The 17,552-nt window shown below is 60.2% G+C and carries 17 protein-coding genes and 1 tRNA gene; 8 read left to right on the forward strand and 10 right to left on the reverse strand.

Annotated features, from left to right (window positions below):
• Nucleotides 1-39 precede the first annotated feature (39 nt).
• Nucleotides 40-1,230: a tyrosine-type recombinase/integrase gene (locus tag WNE31_RS02800; protein ID WP_349978126.1), complete on the reverse strand. Its 1,191-nt coding sequence runs from the start codon at nt 1,228-1,230 to the stop codon at nt 40-42.
• A gap of 107 nt (nt 1,231-1,337) precedes the next feature.
• Nucleotides 1,338-1,414 (reverse strand) — tRNA-Pro (locus tag WNE31_RS02805).
• Between the two features lie 131 nt (nt 1,415-1,545).
• On the opposite strand from WNE31_RS02805, the gene WNE31_RS02810 reads away from it, so the two are divergent.
• Nucleotides 1,546-3,135 carry a Na/Pi cotransporter family protein gene (locus WNE31_RS02810; RefSeq protein WP_349978128.1) on the forward strand — a complete coding sequence of 530 codons (1,590 nt, stop codon included), beginning with the start codon at nt 1,546-1,548 and terminating at the stop codon, nt 3,133-3,135.
• Nucleotides 3,136-3,185: 50 nt separating this feature from the next.
• On the opposite strand, the gene leuB is transcribed toward WNE31_RS02810, so the two are convergent.
• Together leuB and WNE31_RS02820 are read right to left on the reverse strand one after the other, a co-directional pair.
• Complete coding sequence (gene leuB, locus WNE31_RS02815) at nt 3,186-4,292, reverse strand: 3-isopropylmalate dehydrogenase (protein WP_349978130.1); 1,107 nt, start codon at nt 4,290-4,292, stop codon at nt 3,186-3,188.
• Between the two features lie 57 nt (nt 4,293-4,349).
• Nucleotides 4,350-5,243 (reverse strand): LysR family transcriptional regulator, encoded by an 894-nt coding sequence (locus WNE31_RS02820; RefSeq protein ID WP_349978131.1) that lies wholly within the window; start codon nt 5,241-5,243, stop codon nt 4,350-4,352.
• A gap of 94 nt (nt 5,244-5,337) precedes the next feature.
• Between WNE31_RS02820 and WNE31_RS02825 the strand changes: the two genes are divergently transcribed.
• Nucleotides 5,338-6,240, forward strand: coding sequence for a Rossmann-fold NAD(P)-binding domain-containing protein (locus WNE31_RS02825; RefSeq protein ID WP_349978133.1), 903 nt, complete (start codon nt 5,338-5,340; stop codon nt 6,238-6,240).
• Here WNE31_RS02825 and WNE31_RS02830 read toward each other — a convergent pair.
• The 4 genes from WNE31_RS02830 to leuC form a co-directional block, all read right to left on the reverse strand.
• A complete protein-coding gene (locus WNE31_RS02830; protein ID WP_349978251.1) occupies nt 6,207-7,160 on the reverse strand; it encodes an endonuclease/exonuclease/phosphatase family protein in 954 nt (317 codons plus the stop codon). The two genes, WNE31_RS02825 and WNE31_RS02830, sit on opposite strands and share 34 nt — an antisense overlap.
• 53 nt (nt 7,161-7,213) lie before the next feature.
• The gene (locus tag WNE31_RS02835; protein ID WP_349978134.1) at nt 7,214-8,047 is read right to left on the reverse strand and encodes a hypothetical protein; all 834 of its coding nucleotides are present in this window, start codon (nt 8,045-8,047) and stop codon (nt 7,214-7,216) included.
• A gap of 368 nt (nt 8,048-8,415) precedes the next feature.
• A complete protein-coding gene (gene leuD, locus WNE31_RS02840) occupies nt 8,416-9,021 on the reverse strand; it encodes a 3-isopropylmalate dehydratase small subunit (RefSeq protein ID WP_349978136.1) in 606 nt (201 codons plus the stop codon).
• 12 nt (nt 9,022-9,033) lie between these two features.
• Nucleotides 9,034-10,440 carry a 3-isopropylmalate dehydratase large subunit gene (gene leuC / locus WNE31_RS02845; RefSeq protein ID WP_349978138.1) on the reverse strand — a complete coding sequence of 469 codons (1,407 nt, stop codon included), beginning with the start codon at nt 10,438-10,440 and terminating at the stop codon, nt 9,034-9,036.
• Between the two features lie 372 nt (nt 10,441-10,812).
• On the opposite strand from leuC, the gene WNE31_RS02850 reads away from it, so the two are divergent.
• The 3 genes from WNE31_RS02850 (at nt 10,813) to rlmH (ending at nt 13,282) form a co-directional block, all read left to right on the forward strand.
• Nucleotides 10,813-12,198, forward strand: a complete 1,386-nt coding sequence (locus WNE31_RS02850; protein ID WP_349978140.1) for a mechanosensitive ion channel family protein — start codon at nt 10,813-10,815, stop codon at nt 12,196-12,198.
• Between the two features lie 112 nt (nt 12,199-12,310).
• On the forward strand, nt 12,311-12,775 hold the full coding sequence (gene rsfS, locus WNE31_RS02855; RefSeq protein ID WP_463407409.1) for a ribosome silencing factor: 465 nt from the start codon (nt 12,311-12,313) through the stop codon (nt 12,773-12,775).
• 30 nt (nt 12,776-12,805) lie between these two features.
• Nucleotides 12,806-13,282 carry a 23S rRNA (pseudouridine(1915)-N(3))-methyltransferase RlmH gene (rlmH, locus tag WNE31_RS02860; RefSeq protein ID WP_349978144.1) on the forward strand — a complete coding sequence of 159 codons (477 nt, stop codon included), beginning with the start codon at nt 12,806-12,808 and terminating at the stop codon, nt 13,280-13,282.
• A gap of 83 nt (nt 13,283-13,365) precedes the next feature.
• On the opposite strand, the gene WNE31_RS02865 is transcribed toward rlmH, so the two are convergent.
• Nucleotides 13,366-14,076, reverse strand: coding sequence for a DUF599 domain-containing protein (locus WNE31_RS02865; RefSeq protein WP_349978145.1), 711 nt, complete (start codon nt 14,074-14,076; stop codon nt 13,366-13,368).
• 142 nt (nt 14,077-14,218) lie between these two features.
• On the opposite strand from WNE31_RS02865, the gene WNE31_RS02870 reads away from it, so the two are divergent.
• The 3 genes from WNE31_RS02870 to WNE31_RS02880 all read left to right on the forward strand — a co-directional run bounded on the left by WNE31_RS02870 (nt 14,219) and on the right by WNE31_RS02880 (nt 16,428).
• Entirely contained in the window at nt 14,219-14,986 is a 768-nt protein-coding gene (locus WNE31_RS02870; protein ID WP_349978147.1) for a trypsin-like serine peptidase, read from the forward strand.
• Nucleotides 14,983-15,813, forward strand: coding sequence for a trypsin-like serine peptidase (locus tag WNE31_RS02875; protein ID WP_349978148.1), 831 nt, complete (start codon nt 14,983-14,985; stop codon nt 15,811-15,813). The genes WNE31_RS02870 and WNE31_RS02875 overlap by 4 nt, the downstream gene beginning before the upstream one ends.
• 141 nt (nt 15,814-15,954) lie before the next feature.
• Nucleotides 15,955-16,428: an Hsp20 family protein gene (locus tag WNE31_RS02880; protein ID WP_349978149.1), complete on the forward strand. Its 474-nt coding sequence runs from the start codon at nt 15,955-15,957 to the stop codon at nt 16,426-16,428.
• Between the two features lie 54 nt (nt 16,429-16,482).
• Here the strand turns inward: WNE31_RS02880 and WNE31_RS02885 are convergent, their stop codons facing one another.
• Entirely contained in the window at nt 16,483-17,502 is a 1,020-nt protein-coding gene (locus WNE31_RS02885) for a succinylglutamate desuccinylase/aspartoacylase family protein (protein WP_349978151.1), read from the reverse strand.
• Nucleotides 17,503-17,552 lie beyond the last annotated feature (50 nt).

The following is a 17,552-nucleotide window of genomic DNA, read 5'->3' on the forward strand; positions in this document are numbered from 1 at the left end:
CCAATTGTTAGGTGCCCGGCACTCAGCTGGGGCTTTCCTTCAGATTGCGAATGTGTCCCCAAGAGCCTCCTCCAAGTCCGGACTATGTTGGCTATAATGCCGCTTGAGTGTGTCTACAGTCGTATTGGTCTCTCTCTCAATGGTGTCGAATGAAATGCCTTTCCTGACCATCCAAGTGATGCACGTTCTCTTGAGGACATGGTGGGTTAGCTTGAAAGGCAGGCCCGCTTCCTTACCCACAGCCTCCAAACCTTTCTTGATGCCAGTGCTGATAGGCTTTCCTTTGTACGAGATGACGTACGGCTGGCTGCGGTCTACACAGAACAATAGATAGTGCATCAGCCGTTCGTTTTGTCCAACCGGAATCCGGGGGCGGCGCTTGTTTCCGTGCCCTGCGCCAAAATCGATATAGGCTCCTTCTACGACGTCTCCTGTTTCCCAGTTCAATGGTTTGTTTTTGGTCACTACATTCCGGTAGGCTCGTTCAGGCTTTGCAATGATGCCATCGCGTTCCATGACTGTGGGTGCCACCTCAACCCGCCGGGTTTCGATGCTCGGCATGTAGACCTGATCCCAAGTAAGTTGAAAGATCGCCTCTTTGCGTGCGCCCGTCGCCAAGGCGAGTAGCAGAAAGCCATAGATATGATTGCGATCCTCATCCTCTGCACAGCACTGCAGAACGGCTTTCATCTGCGCTTCATCAAGCCAGTCGGTGCGCTGGGCGGATACGAGGTTTCGGATTTCGATACGTGTCTCTGTGGGGACAAGTCTGTGCAGATGACCATGTCGTAGAGCAGACCTGAGGATTTGCAGGTCCTTCTTAATCGTGCCGTCGCTGAGTGGTTCTCCGCCTCGGTCCCATCGCGTGAGCGACCTAGCGTGGTCGATATAGTTCTCCACGTCGGATTGACCGAACTCCTCCCACTTCACGTTCCCCATGTATTCCATCAGGCGTTCCACCTTGGATTTCATAGGCACAATAGTGTTCTCTGCCTTCCGCCGCTTCAAATGCTGGAAATAGCGTTCCAGCAGATATCCGATAGTCACGACACTTGGAGGCGCCACGTCACCGGTAAGTATCTTCTCAGCCAGCTTTCGTTCCGCAACGTGTTCGTCGCGTGTCTTACAACTCTCTCTACGGATGTTTCCCGTCTTTGGGTCGTTCCAGACGATCTCCCAGATTCCGTCGGTTCGAGTCCGTTTGCGGTACTTGATGAATTCTTTCGTCATAACAGAATCTTAGAAACAACGGGTTTTCCGTGCAATACTTGCACGAAGAAACGCGGGGCTTGCGTCCGGTCAATGGTTTTATGCCATTGATAAATATCTGAAAAATCTGGTCGGAGTGAGAGGATTCGAACCTCCGACCCCTGCCTCCCGAAGACAGTGCTCTACCAGGCTGAGCTACACTCCGACCGTTGTGGCGCGGTGTGTATACGCGAGTCGGCGCCTTTGCAAGAGCAATGATCGCGGCGGCTTGCCTTTTCGAACCGCTTGCAAATTCTTCGTATCCTGAGCAATCTTTCAGAAAACAAGGCGCTTCTGATGCAAGACGTTCTGTTCCTCGTGATTGGCGGGGTCGGCATGTTCCTTCTGGGCATGAAAATCATGACCGCCGCCCTGCGCGAGGCCGCGGGTAGCAATTTGCGTGACTGGCTGGCGCGCTTCACCACCACGCCGTTGCGCGGGGTTGTCACCGGGGCGGTCACCACGGCGGTGATCCAGTCATCCAGCGCCACCAGCGTGATGGTTGTGGGCTTTGTCGGGGCCGGGCTGCTGACCCTCGGGCAGGCTTTGGGCGTATTGTTCGGGGCCAATATCGGCACCACCGCCACCGGCTGGATCGTGTCGCTTCTGGGGTTCAAGCTGGATCTCGGGACGCTGGCGCTGGGGTTGTTGTTCCCTGCCGCATTGATGGATCTGCTGGCGCAAGGTTTCCTGGCGCGGCTGGGGCGGGTGATCGCCGGCCTGTGCCTGTTGTTGATCGGGCTTGATTTCCTGCAGGACGGCATGAAGACGCTGACCGACGGCACCACTTTCGATTTCCTGCCGGGCGGCAGCTTTGGCGGCGTGCTGGTTTTGTTGCTGCTCGGAGCCGGCTTCACCATGCTGGTGCAATCTTCGAGCGCGGCCTTTGCGCTGGCGCTGGTTCTGTTGGATGGCGGGGCGATCACTATCACACAGGCCACGGCCATCGTGATCGGCATGAATATCGGCACCACCTTCACTGCCATGATGGCGTCTTTCGGCGGTTCGCGCCCGATGCGGCAGACGGCGATCGGCAACCTGTTGTTCAACATCGTGACGGCGGTTCTGGCCCTGCCCATTGCGCTCTCTGGGGAAACCGTGATGCAGGGGCTTGCCGACGCCACCGACCCGATGACGGCACTGCTGCTGTTCCATATGGGGTTCAACATCGTGGGCACGCTGGTCTTCCTGCCCTTCACCACGCAATTTGCGGAGTTTGTCGAACGCCTCGTGCCCGACCGCAAACCCGAGCACCTGATCTCGCTGGACCGGGCTCTGCTGGAAGAACCGGGCACGGCGCTGATCGCAGCCCAGACCGCCCTGGAAACCATCGTCGGCCGCCTTTTCGATGCCCTAGGCGCGGCCCTTCAGCCCGACCCCGATCTGCGGCAACTCTCGGCGCTAGGCGTGGTGGAAGAGGCCACCGAAGACCTTGTTTCCTTCATGGAGCATATCCGCCTGCCCGAAGGCGCAACGGAAGAGCAGAAGTTCTATACCGAGATCCTGCACCAGACCGACCATGTGCTGCGCCTGCTGGAACATGCGCGCCGTCCGGCCTTTGTGCAGGTGCTTCTTGACGATCACATCCTGCGCCGGCCCGCGATTGCCGTGGGCAGCGCCTTGCTGCGCCATCCGCCCCATGTCGTGTCAGACCATGATGCCGGGCGTCTGGCGCGGCTGCACCGGCTTGTCGAACGCCGCCGCAAACGGCATCGCCGCGCGATGTTGCTGGGGGAACATGCGGGGCTGTATTCCGTATCTTACGTCTTTGCCCACACCGATGCGATGCGCTGGCTGGACCGCGTGCTGCACCATGCCCAACGCATCGACAAGCATAACCGCAAGTTCCACAAGGTTCTGGCCCCGCACACGGACGAGCCCGCATAAAAAACGCCCGCCTAAGCGGCGGGCGCGTTGTGTTCAATTCCGGAACCGGATCAGAGGCTCGCGTCCAGCGCGGCAATGATCGCGCTGCCCATCTCTGCGGTGGACACCGGCGTGCCGCCATCGGCCTGCATCAGGTCTGCGGTGCGCACGCCATCGGCCAGAACCTTCTCGACAGCCGCTTCCAGGCGATCCGCCTCGGTGCCCTGATCGAAGGAATAGCGCAGCGCCATCGCAAAGCTGAGGATACAGGCGCTTGGGTTGGCCTTGCCTTGACCCGCAATATCGGGCGCCGAGCCGTGCACCGGTTCATAGAGCGCCTTGGGGCGGCCATTTTCCATCGGTGCGCCCAGCGATGCCGAGGGCAGCATTCCAAGACTACCGGTGAGCATGGCTGCACAATCCGACAGCAGGTCGCCGAACAGGTTGTCGGTCAGGATCACATCAAACTGCTTGGGCGCGCGCACCAGCTGCATCGCGCCGTTGTCGGCATACATATGCGACAGCTCGACATCCTTGTAATCTGCTTCGTGCACCTCGGTGACCACGTCGCGCCACAGGATGCCCGATTCCATCACGTTGGCCTTTTCCATCGAGCACAGCTTGCCATTGCGCTTGCGGGCCAGTTCGAATGCGGCACGGGCCACACGGTCGATTTCCGACTCGGTATAGCGTTGGGTGTTGATGCCGACGCGTTCGTTGTTTTCGGTGAAAATGCCGCGCGGTTCGCCGAAATAGGACCCCGAGGTCAGTTCGCGCACGATCATGATATCCAGACCGGCGACGATGTCTTTTTTCAAGGACGAGAAATCCGCCAGCGCGTCAAAGCACTGCGCGGGGCGCAGGTTGGCGAACAGGTCCATTTCCTTGCGCAGGCGCAGCAGGCCGCGCTCGGGCTTGACCGAGAAATCCAGCACATCGTATTTCGGTCCGCCCACGGCGCCCAGAAGCACCGCGTCAACCTCTTGTGCTTTGGCCATGGTGTCGTCATGCAGCGGAACACCATGCGCGTCATAGGCCGCACCGCCCACAAGGTCTTCGCTCACGTCGAATTTCAGGCCGCGCTTGTCACCGAACCAGTCGATGATGCGTTGTACTTCGGCCATGACTTCGGGGCCGATGCCGTCGCCGGCGAGGATGAGAAGCGAAGGGTTGCTCATGGGTGTCGTCCTTGATGAATTTGCTTGCTGTTGCCCTAGCGGGATGGGGCGCAAAGATCAAGAAACGAAGGGGACAAGACCCGAGGACAGAAGGTCCCAGATACGGGAAACCCGCGGTGTGTGGCGCATTGCTTCATGCGTGGTCAACCAGACCGGCAAGGCGGGCAGGGGAACACCCATGTCGATCTCGACGATTCCGGGTGCGTTCAATGCCGCATGTCGCTGGCAAAACCCGATCCCGCACCCCGCCCGAACCAGTTCCCAGTAGGCGCTTTGATTGTCACAGCGCACCACGAAATTTTCGCGCGACACGATCCAGCCCCTTTCCCGCATCGACCGGATGATCAGGTCGTTACGATCATACCCAACCAGATCATGGCTCATGAAGTCTTCGACCGTGCGGGGCAGCCCCTTGCGCCTGACATAGCTTTCCGAAGCAAACAGCCCCAGCGCAATATTCCCCAAATGCCGTGTGATCATGTCCAACTGTGCAGGCCGGTACATGCGAATGGCGATATCTGCTTCCCGGAACAACAGGTTGTCGGTGTCGTCGCTGGCGACCAGATCAATTTCCACAGCCGGCTCCTTTTCCCGGATATCGGCAAGGATATCGGGCAACACATGATGGCTCATGAACACGCTGGCGGTAATTCTGACGGTGCCCTCCACTTGTTTTTGCGCACCCGCTGCCACGAGGGACAGGCGCGACATATTCGTCTCGATTTCCCGCGCGGTGGCCAGCCATTCCTGCCCCAGATTGCTTGGCTCCAGCCCGCGCGGACGTCGATGGAACAACTCTGCACCGAGTCGGGTTTCCAAAGCCTTAATCTGCCGGCCGACCGTTGGCTGGCTCGATCCCAACCGCCGTGCCGCCGCAGACAGCGACCCTGTTTCGGCAACCGCCAGAAAAACCTGCACAAGAGACCAGTCGAAGTCGGTATGCTTACCCATTCAGAATTGAATGGATGATCTGTGAGAATAGTCAATTACTTTTCCTTATTGAATGGATGAGAGTTGTACAAATCAAAGACTCAGGAGAAAAAAGTTGGTACAAAACGTCCTCATTCTCGGCGCGCACGGCCGTTTTGGCCGCAACGCCGCCTCCGCCTTCTCTGCCGCCGGATGGCAGGTCACCACCTTCAACCGCAAGATCGATGACCTGATGGAAAAGGCGCGGAACATGGATGTTATCGTGATGGGCTGGAACCCCGCCTATCCCGATTGGGCCCGTCAGGTGCCCGACTTGCACGCCGCTGTCATTCGGGCCGCAACGGCCTCGGGTGCGACCGTGATCGTGCCGGGGAATGTCTATGTCTACGGCGCAAATAACGGCGGTATCTGGCGCGAGGACACGCCGCATCTGGCGGATAACCCATTGGGTCGTATGCGTATTTCTATGGAGCGCGCCTACCGCGGTAGCGGCGTGCGCACGATCCTTTTACGGGCGGGGGACTTTCTTGACGACACCGCGTCTGGCAACTGGTTTGACATGATCCTGACCAAACATCTGGCCAAGGGCGTTTTCACCTATCCCGGTCGCGCCGACATTCCGCACGCTTGGGCCTATCTGCCCGATCTGGCGCGCGCGGCGGTCCTGCTGGCCGAGAAACGTCGGGAACTTGAGGTCTTTCATGAGGTTAACTTCCCCGGCTACACGCTCAGCGGCCAGGACATCGCCACCCTGATTGCCCAGGTGACCGACGCGAAGATCCGCCTGAAACAGATGAGTTGGTTGCCGATCCGCTTGGCCGCCCCTGTCTGGCCTCTGGGGCGCTGCCTGCTGGAAATGCGCTATCTCTGGGATACCTCGCACAGGTTGGAAAGCACCTGTTTTGATGTGGTTTTACAGGGATTTAGGCACACCCCCGCCATTCAGGCCGTGGCCTGCGCCATTGCCCACGTGACCCCCGTTCCTCAGAACGAAATGTCCACCCAGACCAGCGCGTGACGACTTCTATCCGCGCCCTCGGGCCAGATCAGGCCGCTTTCGTGAACCGTCAGGCCGGAGGATGGCAACACATAGTCGACCCGCATGTCGCCAGGTGTCGGGTCTGGCCAATCAGCAGTGACATTTTTCCCCGTTACATCATAGGGTTCCGGATCCTGCAACCGTGGGTGCGAGAGTAGGGCGCGGATGGCGCCGCGTCGCCCGTCGCCGCGATCCGGATCAAGATTGGCGTTGCCCAACAGCACGAACCTGCCGTCCGGCACCCCGTCAAAGGCCCCGTCCAGCACCTGTTGCCACAGGCGCAGCTCGTCCGCATTGCGTAGCCCGTTCCGGTCCTCGGGTCCGTCGAACACCGGTGGGCTGGCGTCCAGCGTCAACAGCCGCAAAGGTCCACCCGGTGTCTTCACGGGCACAATCCAGTGGCCACCGGTCGACAGTCGCTGCACCGCCTGCGCCGCGCGAGACGGAAATGGTTTTCTATTCAGAACAGGCATTTGCGCGCCGGGTAGGTCTTTCCAGAGTAGCGACGAGAAATCCCGAACGGCGCTGGTCGCCACCGGCCAACGAGACACAACGGCCATGCTGCCTTCGCCATGGAACCGGCCAAAACCCTGCGCATCTTCGGGGCCATTGACCCTGCCGTCACCGTTCAGGTCGACCCCGCTTGGCACACCGCGATTGGGCGGGGCGGCAAACTGATGCGGCATCGCGTGACCCTGTTCCGCGACAAGCTGACAAAAGGCGGAAATGCCATGCAGGTCATGGTCATAGTCAATCCCTAGCAACAGAAGGATATCCGGTTTGGCCTGCGCCACAACCCGCGCTGCAGACAGGGCCTGCGGGGTTTCGCGCCGGATATCGCGCAACATAACCCCCGGCCCGCGCCCCGAAAGCTCGGCATCGAACACGGCGACGCGCATAGTATCCGCCCACACCACAGGCGCGGCGAACAGGATCAGAAGAAGCAGGAAAATCAGGCGGTTTGGATCGCCTGCGCCGCTGCATAGGCCCGACGACGGTTTTCGTCGATCATTTCGGCCACGCGTGCCATCGCCATGCCACGCATGATCAGGCTTGCCGGAATGAATGCCCATGCGCTTATTGTCCAGATCAGGGTCATCGGATCGTCGAGATAGATCGGATCGACGAGGTCCGACATCATTTGAATAATTGCTGGGATGAAGAATGGCATGAGAAACCCTAACGCGATGTTAAGGCGGCCGTCCCGACGCAGCCGCGCCAGCACATCGCCGCCCGCCGTGGGGTCGAACAGGGGCAGATTAACCCAAACATTGAACGCCCCGTTGCGCGCGGGCCAGCCAAGGATCCGCACGAAGAAATAGAACAGGGCCAAGGTCATGAGCGAGATCAGATAAGACATGCCCGCCGCCGTGCGCACCGCATTTTCCAATTGGGGCGTGGCATTTTCCGGCAACATGATCACCATCAGGCGCACCGGCGAGTAGGGAAAGTCGAGCCAGCCACTAATGACGCCGCCGAGCGCGGTCAGAAAGCTGGTAAAGGCGTTCGGTTCGTATTGTCCCCGCGCGATGGTCGACAGGGTAAAGACGGTCAGGAAAATTGCGATGAATCTCAACCGGTTGAACGGTGGCGCATATCGGAATTCGATGATGCTGGGATAGGTCGAGAAATATTCGATGAATACCAGCAGACCGGCAAAGATCGAAAACAGAACGACGATGTGGATGACGTCATATCCCACATTCGGCATGGCCAATGCCGGTGTCGCAATCAACAATGCGACCAATAATGCACGCGCAACCGCGCCAAGAAATTTCTCGAACACTGCTCTTTTCCCTTCAAACTGGACCGACGCGATACATTGCCGCGAACGTGTTCCAACTTGATTCCGCGTCGTTGGCGGAACTGCCTCATTCTTGCCTCAATTCTGCCCAGTTTGGGGCGCTGGCTCAAGGCTTTGTTTCAAATCACGGTTAATTCGCAGGGAAGCCGAGTCAACTGGTGCCGGTTTGCATCAATCGGGTTGCGTGAAAAACGACTGTTTTACAGGGGGATACAATATCTTGTGGTGCCGAGGGCCTGCATCACAAACAGGCGCTGCCTTTTTCGGCGTCCTCTTAGCTGACATAGAAAAACGGGCCTTCCCAAGGATAGCCCGCCTCATTTTTGTCACATTCGCAGCTCTGGCCAGGGTCAGACCCAGGGACGTGCAGCGGCGGCCTTGGCTTCATAAGCGTCGATCGCGTCGGCCTTTTCCATGGTCAGGCCGATGTCATCGAGACCGTTCAGCAGGCAGTGCTTCTTGAACGCATCCACCTCGAACGGGATCACCTGACCGTCAGAGGTGGTGATTTCCTGCGCCTCGAGGTCCACGGTCATGCGCGCATTGGCGCCTTTTTCCGCGTCGGCCATCAGGATATCGACCTGCTCTTGCGGCAGGACGATCGGCAGGATGCCGTTCTTGAAGCAATTGTTGAAGAAGATATCGGCGAACGAGGTCGAAACCACGCATTTGATGCCGAAATCGGCAATCGCCCACGGTGCGTGTTCTCGCGACGAGCCGCAGCCAAAGTTGTCACCCGCGATCAGGATTTCCGCATCGCGATACTGGGGCTTGTTCAGAACGAAATCGGGGATTTCGGTGCCGTCGCGATTAAAGCGCATCTCGTCAAACAGGTTCTTGCCGAACCCGGTCCGCTGGATCGACTTCAGAAACACCTTGGGGATGATCATGTCGGTGTCGATATTCACCAGCGGCATGGGCGCCGCGATGCCTTGGAGTTTTTCGAACTTTTCCATTGTGCTGGCTCCTTACATCAGCTCGCGAACATCGGTGAGTTTGCCGGTCAGCGCCGCCGCAGCTGCCATGGCGGGCGAGACAAGGTGCGTGCGCCCCTTGTAGCCCTGACGCCCCTCGAAGTTCCGGTTCGAGGTCGAGGCGCAGCGTTCGCCTTCGGACAGCTGGTCGGGGTTCATCGCCAGACACATCGAGCATCCCGCAAGGCGCCATTCAAATCCGGCCTCTTTGAAGATATCGGCCAGCCCTTCTTCTTCGGCCTGCGCACGGACGAGGCCCGAGCCGGGCACGATCATGGCGCGGATGCCTTCCTTGATCTTTTTGCCCTTCACGACCTCGGCCACGGCGCGCATGTCTTCGATGCGGCCATTGGTACAGGATCCGATGAACACGGTGTCGATTTCGATGTCCGACAGTTTCTGACCGGGGGTCAGACCCATGTATTCGATCGAACGGCGGGCCGCTTCGACCTTGCCGCCTTCGAAATCTTCCGGAGCAGGCACAACGCCGGTGATTGGCAGGACGTCCTCGGGCGAGGTGCCCCAGGTGACGACGGGTTCAATGTCTTCGCCGCGCAGGGTGACGACCTTGTCGAAATGCGCGCCTTCATCGGTGTAGAGGGTCTTCCAATACGCGACGGCCTGTTCCCATGCCGCGCCTTTCGGGGCGTGCGGGCGGCCCTTGCAGTATTCAAAGGTGGTCTCGTCCGGTGCAATCAGACCAGCGCGCGCGCCGCCTTCGATGGCCATGTTACAGACGGTCATGCGCCCTTCCATCGACAGGTCGCGGATCGCTTCACCGCAATATTCAATGACATAGCCGGTGCCGCCGCCGGTGCCGGTTTCACCGATCACGGCCAGCGTGATGTCCTTGGCGGTCACGCCTGGTTTCAGCTTGCCGGTGATCTCAACCTTCATGTTTTTCGATTTTTTCTGGATCAGCGTCTGGGTCGCCAGAACGTGTTCCACTTCCGAGGTGCCGATCCCGTGGGCCAGTGCACCAAACGCGCCGTGGGTGGCTGTGTGGCTGTCACCGCACACCACAGTCATGCCGGGCAGGGTCCAGCCGTTTTCCGGGCCGACGATGTGCACGATGCCCTGGCGGACATCGGACACGGGATAGTAATGCACGCCGAATTCCTTGGCGTTCTTGTCCAGTGCCTCGACCTGAATGCGCGATTCTTCGGTCATTTGCGCGGGGTCTTCACGGCCCGCGGTGGTGGGCACGTTGTGATCCGGTACGGCAATGGTTTTCTCGGGCGCGCGTACCTTGCGGCCTGCCATGCGCAGACCTTCAAAGGCCTGCGGACTGGTCACTTCGTGTACGAGGTGACGGTCGATATACAGAAGGCAGGTGCCGTCCTCGGCTTCATGCGCGACATGCGCATCCCAGATCTTGTCATAGAGGGTTTTGGGGGACATGGGTCCTCTCCGATTTGTTATGAATTGGCTGTGTGGCTTGCAAATCGGGCGCAGGAATACTGCGCCGGCACGCTCATAGGGCGGCGATGACGGATTTCGACTGACCAAAGAAGCGCCATGGCAAGAAGGCGCGGTCGTCAATGTCATAGATGCGTTTCATGCCTTCGCCATACACCTCGAATCGGTTTCCTTCAAGTCACGAAGCTGTACCGCGCCACCAACGGAGGTGCTTTGAGGCTGCGGCTTTTTTGCTTGCTCGCGCCCTTCCCGGCGGGCGCATTCTGGGCCGGACCGCAAACCGTCAGCGCAAATCGTTGATCTTCCAAGCAAAGATCATTGCCGCAGTAAGGGTGCGCGTGCATGATGGGGAAGATGTCAGACACAGAAACGATGACCACTGATGCGCAGACCGGCGCCGGGCAGCCGACAACGCTGGAACAGGCGGCCGCCGCGCTTGAGCCCGAGGGTGATCCGAACGCGCAGGACATCGCGCTTGGTGTCTGGGACCAGATCGTCGACTTTGCCGAAGGGTTGGTGCGCCCTTGGAATGCTTATCAAGTGGCGATTGCCCTTGTCCTGATCGCGGCGGCCTATCTGCTGGCGAAACTGCTGCGCCCGCGTCTTTACGAATGGATGAAAGACCGCGAAGGCTGGCCCAAGTGGCGCTATCGCTATCTGGTCACGCTGCACCGGCGGATGCCGCTGGTGCTGTTCGTGATCCTGATCTGGGTCACGGTCTGGATCATGCAGGGTATAACATGGCCCAGCCGGTCTTATCTTCTGGCGATTCTTGCGAACCTCTCGACTGCGTGGCTTGTCGTGGTGGTGGTCGTGCGGTTGGTCAACAATGCCTTCCTGCGCGCGGTGCTGCGCTATGGGGCGTGGATCTGGGTCACGATTTCCATCCTCGGCCTGTCGGAAGAGGCGATGCAGCTTTTGGACAGTGCGGCCGTGGATCTTGGGTCGGCGCGGATTTCGCTGTGGCATGTGGCGCAAGGTGTCGTGATTCTTGGCTTTGCCATTGCCATCGTGCGGTTCCTGTCACGGCAATCTGCCGCAACGATCAAGCGGAACGACTCGATCTCGCCCACGATGCAGGTTCTGATCGTCAAGGCGCTGCAGGTCATCCTTTATGGTCTCGCCTTCTTGATTGGCCTGCGCACGCTCGGGTTTGACTTGCGCGGGCTGGCGGTTCTGTCCGGCTTTATCGGTGTCGGCCTTGGGTTTGGTCTGCAGAAGGTGGTGTCGAACCTCGTGTCGGGCATCATCATCCTGCTTGATAAATCCATCAAGCCGGGCGACGTCATCAGTCTGGGCGAGACATTTGGCTGGATCAATTCACTGGGCGCGCGCTATGTCAGCGTGGTGACCCGCGACGGGCGCGAATATCTGATCCCGAACGAAGACCTGATCACAGGGCAGGTGGTCAACTGGTCCCATACAAACGCCTATGTGCGGCTGGATATCTATTTTGGCACAGCCTACGGTGATGACCCTCACAAAGTGCGCAAGATCGCGATCGAGGCAGCCAAAAGCGTTGACCGGGTGCTGACCTATCCCAACACCCCGGTCTGTCACATCGTGGGGTTCGGCGATTCCTCGGTGGACTATATCCTGCGGTTCTGGATCGAGGATCCGACCCAGGGGCTGACCAATATTCGCGGCAATGTCTATCTTGCGCTTTGGGATGCATTTCAAGCCGAAGGCATCAGCATTCCCTTCCCGCAGCGCGAGGTGCGGATGCTGGAAGACTCGTAACAAGGACCCGACCGGGGCCTTGTCCTGCCCGACGATTGATGTGGCCCCATGGGCGCAGACATCGCGGCAAGCGACCTGTCTGTTTTCATGCCATTGAGAATACACCTTTGCGATGCTATCTTTGTCACATGCCCGGCGTCGGGGCTCTGCGGCGCGTTGCAAGGAGGGCAGGTCTCTGTCTCTGAATACTGACGTGGCACAAAATGCTGCACTGGGCTCTGATGAAAACGGGGCCAAGACCGGCGTAACCAGCGAAGCGTTGCTTGCGCGTATCATTTCCTCGCTCGAAGACGACAAGGCCGAAGACATCGTGCAGATCGACCTGCGCGGCAAAACGGCGATTGGCGACTACATGGTGATCTGCTCGGGCCGTTCGACCCGGCAGGTGGCGGCGATCTCTGAAAAGCTCGTCGATAACCTCAAGCAGGATTTCGGTCGTCTGTCCAAGGTCGAAGGCAAAGATGCCGGCGACTGGGTGCTGATCGACACGGGCGACATCATCGTCCATGTGTTTCGCCCCGAAGTGCGCGAGTTCTACCAGCTCGAAAAGATGTGGATGCCGGGCGGAAACGCCTGACGTCCAGCGGACGCCGAGAACTGGTGATACATGCCTTTACGCGTGCATATCTGCGCCGTGGGTCGGTTGCGGCCCGGACCCGAGCGCGATCTTCTTGATGACTATCTGACACGATTTGACCGGACCGGCCGGGCGCTGGGCCTCGGGCCGGTCAAGGTGCACGAGGTCGAGGACAAGAAGGGCGGCGGTATGGCAGCCGAGGCCGCGTTGTTGTCTGGTGTTCTGCCCAAAGGCGCGGTGATCTGTGCGCTGGACGAACGCGGCAAGCTGATGTCCTCGCCCGATTTTGCACAGATGATGGCAGGCTGGCGCGACGAGGGGCGCGGGGATCTGGCATTCGTGATTGGCGGGGCCGACGGGATTGATCCGGCGCTGCGCGCGCAGGCCGATGCGAAGCTGAGTTTTGGCAAGATGGTCTGGCCGCATATGCTGGCCCGCGTGATGCTGGCTGAACAGCTATACCGCGCTGCCTCGATCCTGTCCGGGGCACCTTATCACAGGGTATAGCGCGGGCAGGGGCGTTGCCCCTCTTGGCCCGCTGGGCCAATTCACCCCAAGGTATTTCGACCAAGAAAAAGAGGACGGGCGGATCAGGCCCCAAAGCCGTCGGCTGGGTCCAGAAGAGCTGCGCGCGATTGCGAATTGAACTCGCGGCGCCAGAGCACGAACACGGTCAGAAGTGTGGCGAGGATCAGCGCGGTAGCCCCGAACAGCCATGCCGTGGCAGCCAGCCCGAAATAGACCGAGCGCATGCCGCGGTTGAAGCTGCGCGAGGCGGTGATGTTGATTTCCGACGCCTTGTGGGCGCGGGGCAGGGCGGCCGGGTCTTCGGGGTCATTGGGCACCGCCGACATGACCACCGAACAATAGCCGAATAGCCGATGCGCCCAGACGAATTTCAGAAACGCGTTGGCGATAAAAATCAGCATCAGGACCAGTTTCACCTCAAGCACGAACGCAGGTGCCCGCACGAGGGTGAGGTCGGTGGCGACGCCGGCAAGCTGTTCTGTGTTGCCGATCAGGGCCAGCCCGCCCCCGATGGCGATCATCGTGGCCGAGGCGAAGAAAGCCGTGCCCTGCCGCAGGATCGACAGCATTTGCGCGTCGAACATGCGCGGGGTGCGGCTAACGAACTGGATCAGCCACTCGCGCCGGTAGCGCGCCATCAGGCGGGACAGCGAGGGTTTGTCCGGTGAGGGGTGTTCGATCCGCCAGCCAATGCCGACCCAGGCCAGGCACAAGAGGCCAACGGCCAGCATATCCAACAGCGAAAACAGGGCGAAACGGTCGATCCAGATCATGGGTGCAGCTTAGCCTGCACGTCCTGCGCTGCCAAACAGGTTCCTGCGTACCGTTTCGGCCCCGGGTCTTGCACGGCGTTGCCCTAGTTTTGCCCTTTCCGGCAGGTAGAGACGGCGGATGACATCTTGAGGAGCAATCGCCTTGCGCATTCTGTTGACCCTGTTTCTTGGCCTGTTTCTGGCGCTGCCAGCCACCGCCCAGACGTCGCTGTTGCAACGGCTGGATACGGGTGAGGCCAGTCGCGGCTGGGAAGGGGTCGGGCGTCTTGAGATTGGCAAAGAAGGGTTTTGCACCGGTGCCCTTATCGCCGCCGATCTTGTTCTGACCGCGGCGCATTGCGTGTTCGACAAGGTCACGGGCGCCCGTATTGCCCCGACCGAGATCGAGTTTCGCGCCGGATGGCGCAACGGGCGGGCCGCGGCCTATCGCAATATCCGGCGGGTGATCGTGCATCCTGCCTATACCTATCGCAGCAAAGGCGGCGCCGAACGCGTCGTCAATGACCTCGCCCTGTTGCAACTGCACCATCCGATTCGCAACACCACCGTGAAACCCTATGAACTGGCCCGTCCTTTGGGGCAGGGCGCGCGGGTTGGGGTCGTATCCTACGCCAAGGAACGTGCCGAGGCCCCGTCCTTGCAGGAAATCTGTGAAGTGAAGGGGCAGGCGGGGGACGTCTATATCACCTCGTGTGATGTGAACTTCGGCAGCAGCGGCGCGCCCATCTTCGTGTTCGACGGTGGTGTGCCCCGCATTGCTTCGGTCGTGTCTGCCAAGGGCCAGATGGATTCTGAGCCGGTGGCGCTGGGTATGGCGCTGGACGGAGCGATCACCCTTTTGCGGGCAGAAGCCGAGGCCGATACCCCAGCCCGGCGTAACAGTACCGGCGCAAAATTCATCAAGCCATGAGACTCGGTCTGGTTCTGCCCATCCTGTTGTGCCTGCTGCCAACAATGCCCGCTTTTGCCGGTGACAGCCTGAAAGCCCTGCGCAGCCGTGGTGACCTTCTGGGATGGGAGGCGATTGGCCGTGTCGATATGGCCGGGCATGGGTTTTGCACCGGGTCGCTGATTGCGCAGGATCTGGTTCTGACGGCGGCGCATTGCATGTTTGACGAAACCGGACGCCAGATCGCCCCTGAGCGGGTGATTTTTCGGGCGGGCAATGTTTCGGGCGATGCCCTGTCGGTGCGCAAGGTCAATCGTATCGTTGTCGACAGCGGCTATGTGCCCGTTTCCGGGTCTGAAATCGACGGGGACAGGATGCGCCATGACCTTGCCCTCCTGCGTCTGGCCTCGCCCATCTTTGCAAGCGAGGCCGACCCTTTCCGCATTCATGCCACGCCGGAGCAGGGCGAGGTTGTCTCGGTTCTGAGTTATGGCAAGGGGCGCAGCGAGAACCTGTCCTGGCAGAAAGACTGTCGCGTGTTGAAGCGTGGGGCCGGGCTGATGTCGTTTGATTGTGATGTGACTTTCGGGTCTTCCGGTGCGCCCGTGTTCGTGCGCTATGGCACGCGGATGCGGATCCTGTCGGTGATATCTGCCATGGGGCAGGATCCGCAGACGGGCCGCCAGATTGCGCTGGGCATGACCCTGCCCGAAAAGGTTTCGCGCCTGAAACAACGTATGCGTAACGGCGAGCCATCCCGATTGCAGGCGGGACAGGGGGCCAAGCGGATCACGGCCGGGGCGGGCGTGCGATCCGGTGGTGGGGCCAAATTCATCAAAGTCGACTGAGGGGCGCGGCAGGGCTTGAAACCCTGATTTTCCATGCCCATCTTTCTGGCACGGGGCGCCGGTTTCGGGCCCCGTGTCACCTGCCTGTCCCATAAGGGAAGGCGCAAACATATCGTTATCGCTCATCAAGGAGGATGACCCATGCGTAGCTTTGATCTCGCACCCCTTTACCGGTCTTCGGTCGGATTTGACCAGTTGGCCAGCCTTATGGATCGTGTCCTGTCGTCCGAGGCCGGACAACCCAGCTATCCCCCCTATAACATCGAGAAAACCGCCGAGGATGCCTATCGCATTTCGATCGCCGTGGCGGGGTTCAGCGCGGATGACCTTGCAATCGAGGTCAAGCAGAACGCGCTTGTCGTGACCGCACGCAAGGCAGACGAGGCCGAGGAACGGACTTATCTGCACCGCGGCATTGCCACCCGCGCCTTCGAGCGTCGCTTCCATCTTGCCGACCACGTGCGTGTGACCGGCGCTAGCCATGTGGACGGGATGCTTCACGTTGATCTGGAGCGCGAAATTCCCGAGGCGCTAAAGCCGCGTCGCATTGAAATCAGCTCGGCAAATCCGAAAGCTGTCGAACAGGATGTGGTGGACGCCAAGGCCGTGAACTGATCGGCCTTCCCTGCTTTCACAGGGCACCCCGGTCGCGCGGCGGCCGGGGTGTTTTCATGTCTGGGGGGCAAGGTCCGGCATGTCATAGCCGATCTGGACCACAGCATCCCCGCGGCGGACCTGCGCCATCGGGCGTTTGGCCATGACGATGCCATCATAGGGAGAGATCACATCCACAGGCAGGCGCAAAGGGGCCGAGGGGTCATGGATGCGCCCCACCACTTCGCCTGTGCCCACCGGGTCTGACAGGTCTTTCAACGGTTCGAACAGCCCGGCCTCATAAGCAAAGACAGACCCCGCCGCATGCAGCGCCCGCGTGCCGCGTGGCGCATCGGGGCGGTAGGCGGGCAGCATGCCCAGATGGTGCAGCACGCGTCGCAAGCCGCGTTCGGTGAGGGAAAGAATATCGGGGGTCACGGACCCACCGCCACCAAGTTCCGCCATGACCGGGATGACGCCCTTGCGGTTCGCGGCCCCCATCGCCGTGCGCGCGGTCGAGTGCGGGCCGCCCCCGCCTTGAAACACCCACGCCTGAGGCAGGTCAAACGCCGCCTCGAGCGCGCGCAGGGTGGCGCCCTCTTCCTCGGTCCATCCCTGACCGCGCAGCAACGTGGCGGGATAGAAAAGCGAGGATCCCCCGGAATGCAGGTCGATGAGGACATCGCAGCCTGGCAACAGCACCTCTTCGATAAAATGCGCGATCATCTGGGTCGGTGTGCCGCCCGGGTCGCCCGGAAAGGACCGATTGAGATTACCGTTATCCAAGGGTGAACAGCGTTGCCCTGTCTCGGCCGCGGGAAAGTTGGTCATGGGCAATAGGATTACCTGCCCCTGTAACGCCTCGGGCACAAGATCCTGTGCCAGTTTGGTCAGGGCAATCTGGCCTTCGTATTCATCCCCGTGATTGCCCGCCAGCATCAGGACCACCGGTCCGCTGCCTTGTTTGATCGAGACTACGGGCACGGGAATCCAGCCATAGGCGCTGCGGTGGACAGAATGAGGCACGCGCAGATATCCGGCCTGTTTGCCGTCTGCGTCGAAATCGATCTCGGATGTGATGAGGGATTGCGCCATCTCTGCCTCTTGCCTTGGGAATGGGGCAGCCTTTCCCAAGGCGGGGCCGT

Origin of the sequence: Shimia fortis, from assembly GCF_040225985.1 — a bacterium.
Taxonomy (GTDB): Bacteria; Pseudomonadota; Alphaproteobacteria; order Rhodobacterales; family Rhodobacteraceae; genus Shimia.

What these genes read in the sequence shown, in the direction of transcription:
- WNE31_RS02850 (WP_349978140.1), top strand. Translation starts at nt 10,813, where the DNA reads ATGTCAGACACAGAAACGATGACCACTGATGCGCAGACCGGCGCCGGG.
- WNE31_RS02820 (WP_349978131.1), bottom strand. Translation starts at nt 5,243, where the DNA reads ATGGGTAAGCATACCGACTTCGACTGGTCTCTTGTGCAGGTTTTTCTG.
- WNE31_RS02810 (WP_349978128.1), top strand. Translation starts at nt 1,546, where the DNA reads ATGCAAGACGTTCTGTTCCTCGTGATTGGCGGGGTCGGCATGTTCCTT.
- WNE31_RS02875 (WP_349978148.1), top strand. Translation starts at nt 14,983, where the DNA reads ATGAGACTCGGTCTGGTTCTGCCCATCCTGTTGTGCCTGCTGCCAACA.
- leuC (WP_349978138.1), bottom strand. Translation starts at nt 10,440, where the DNA reads ATGTCCCCCAAAACCCTCTATGACAAGATCTGGGATGCGCATGTCGCG.
- leuD (WP_349978136.1), bottom strand. Translation starts at nt 9,021, where the DNA reads ATGGAAAAGTTCGAAAAACTCCAAGGCATCGCGGCGCCCATGCCGCTG.
- WNE31_RS02865 (WP_349978145.1), bottom strand. Translation starts at nt 14,076, where the DNA reads ATGATCTGGATCGACCGTTTCGCCCTGTTTTCGCTGTTGGATATGCTG.
- leuB (WP_349978130.1), bottom strand. Translation starts at nt 4,292, where the DNA reads ATGAGCAACCCTTCGCTTCTCATCCTCGCCGGCGACGGCATCGGCCCC.
- rlmH (WP_349978144.1), top strand. Translation starts at nt 12,806, where the DNA reads ATGCCTTTACGCGTGCATATCTGCGCCGTGGGTCGGTTGCGGCCCGGA.
- WNE31_RS02885 (WP_349978151.1), bottom strand. Translation starts at nt 17,502, where the DNA reads ATGGCGCAATCCCTCATCACATCCGAGATCGATTTCGACGCAGACGGC.
- WNE31_RS02880 (WP_349978149.1), top strand. Translation starts at nt 15,955, where the DNA reads ATGCGTAGCTTTGATCTCGCACCCCTTTACCGGTCTTCGGTCGGATTT.
- WNE31_RS02830 (WP_349978251.1), bottom strand. Translation starts at nt 7,160, where the DNA reads ATGCGCGTCGCCGTGTTCGATGCCGAGCTTTCGGGGCGCGGGCCGGGG.
- WNE31_RS02800 (WP_349978126.1), bottom strand. Translation starts at nt 1,230, where the DNA reads ATGACGAAAGAATTCATCAAGTACCGCAAACGGACTCGAACCGACGGA.
- rsfS (WP_463407409.1), top strand. Translation starts at nt 12,311, where the DNA reads ATGCTATCTTTGTCACATGCCCGGCGTCGGGGCTCTGCGGCGCGTTGC.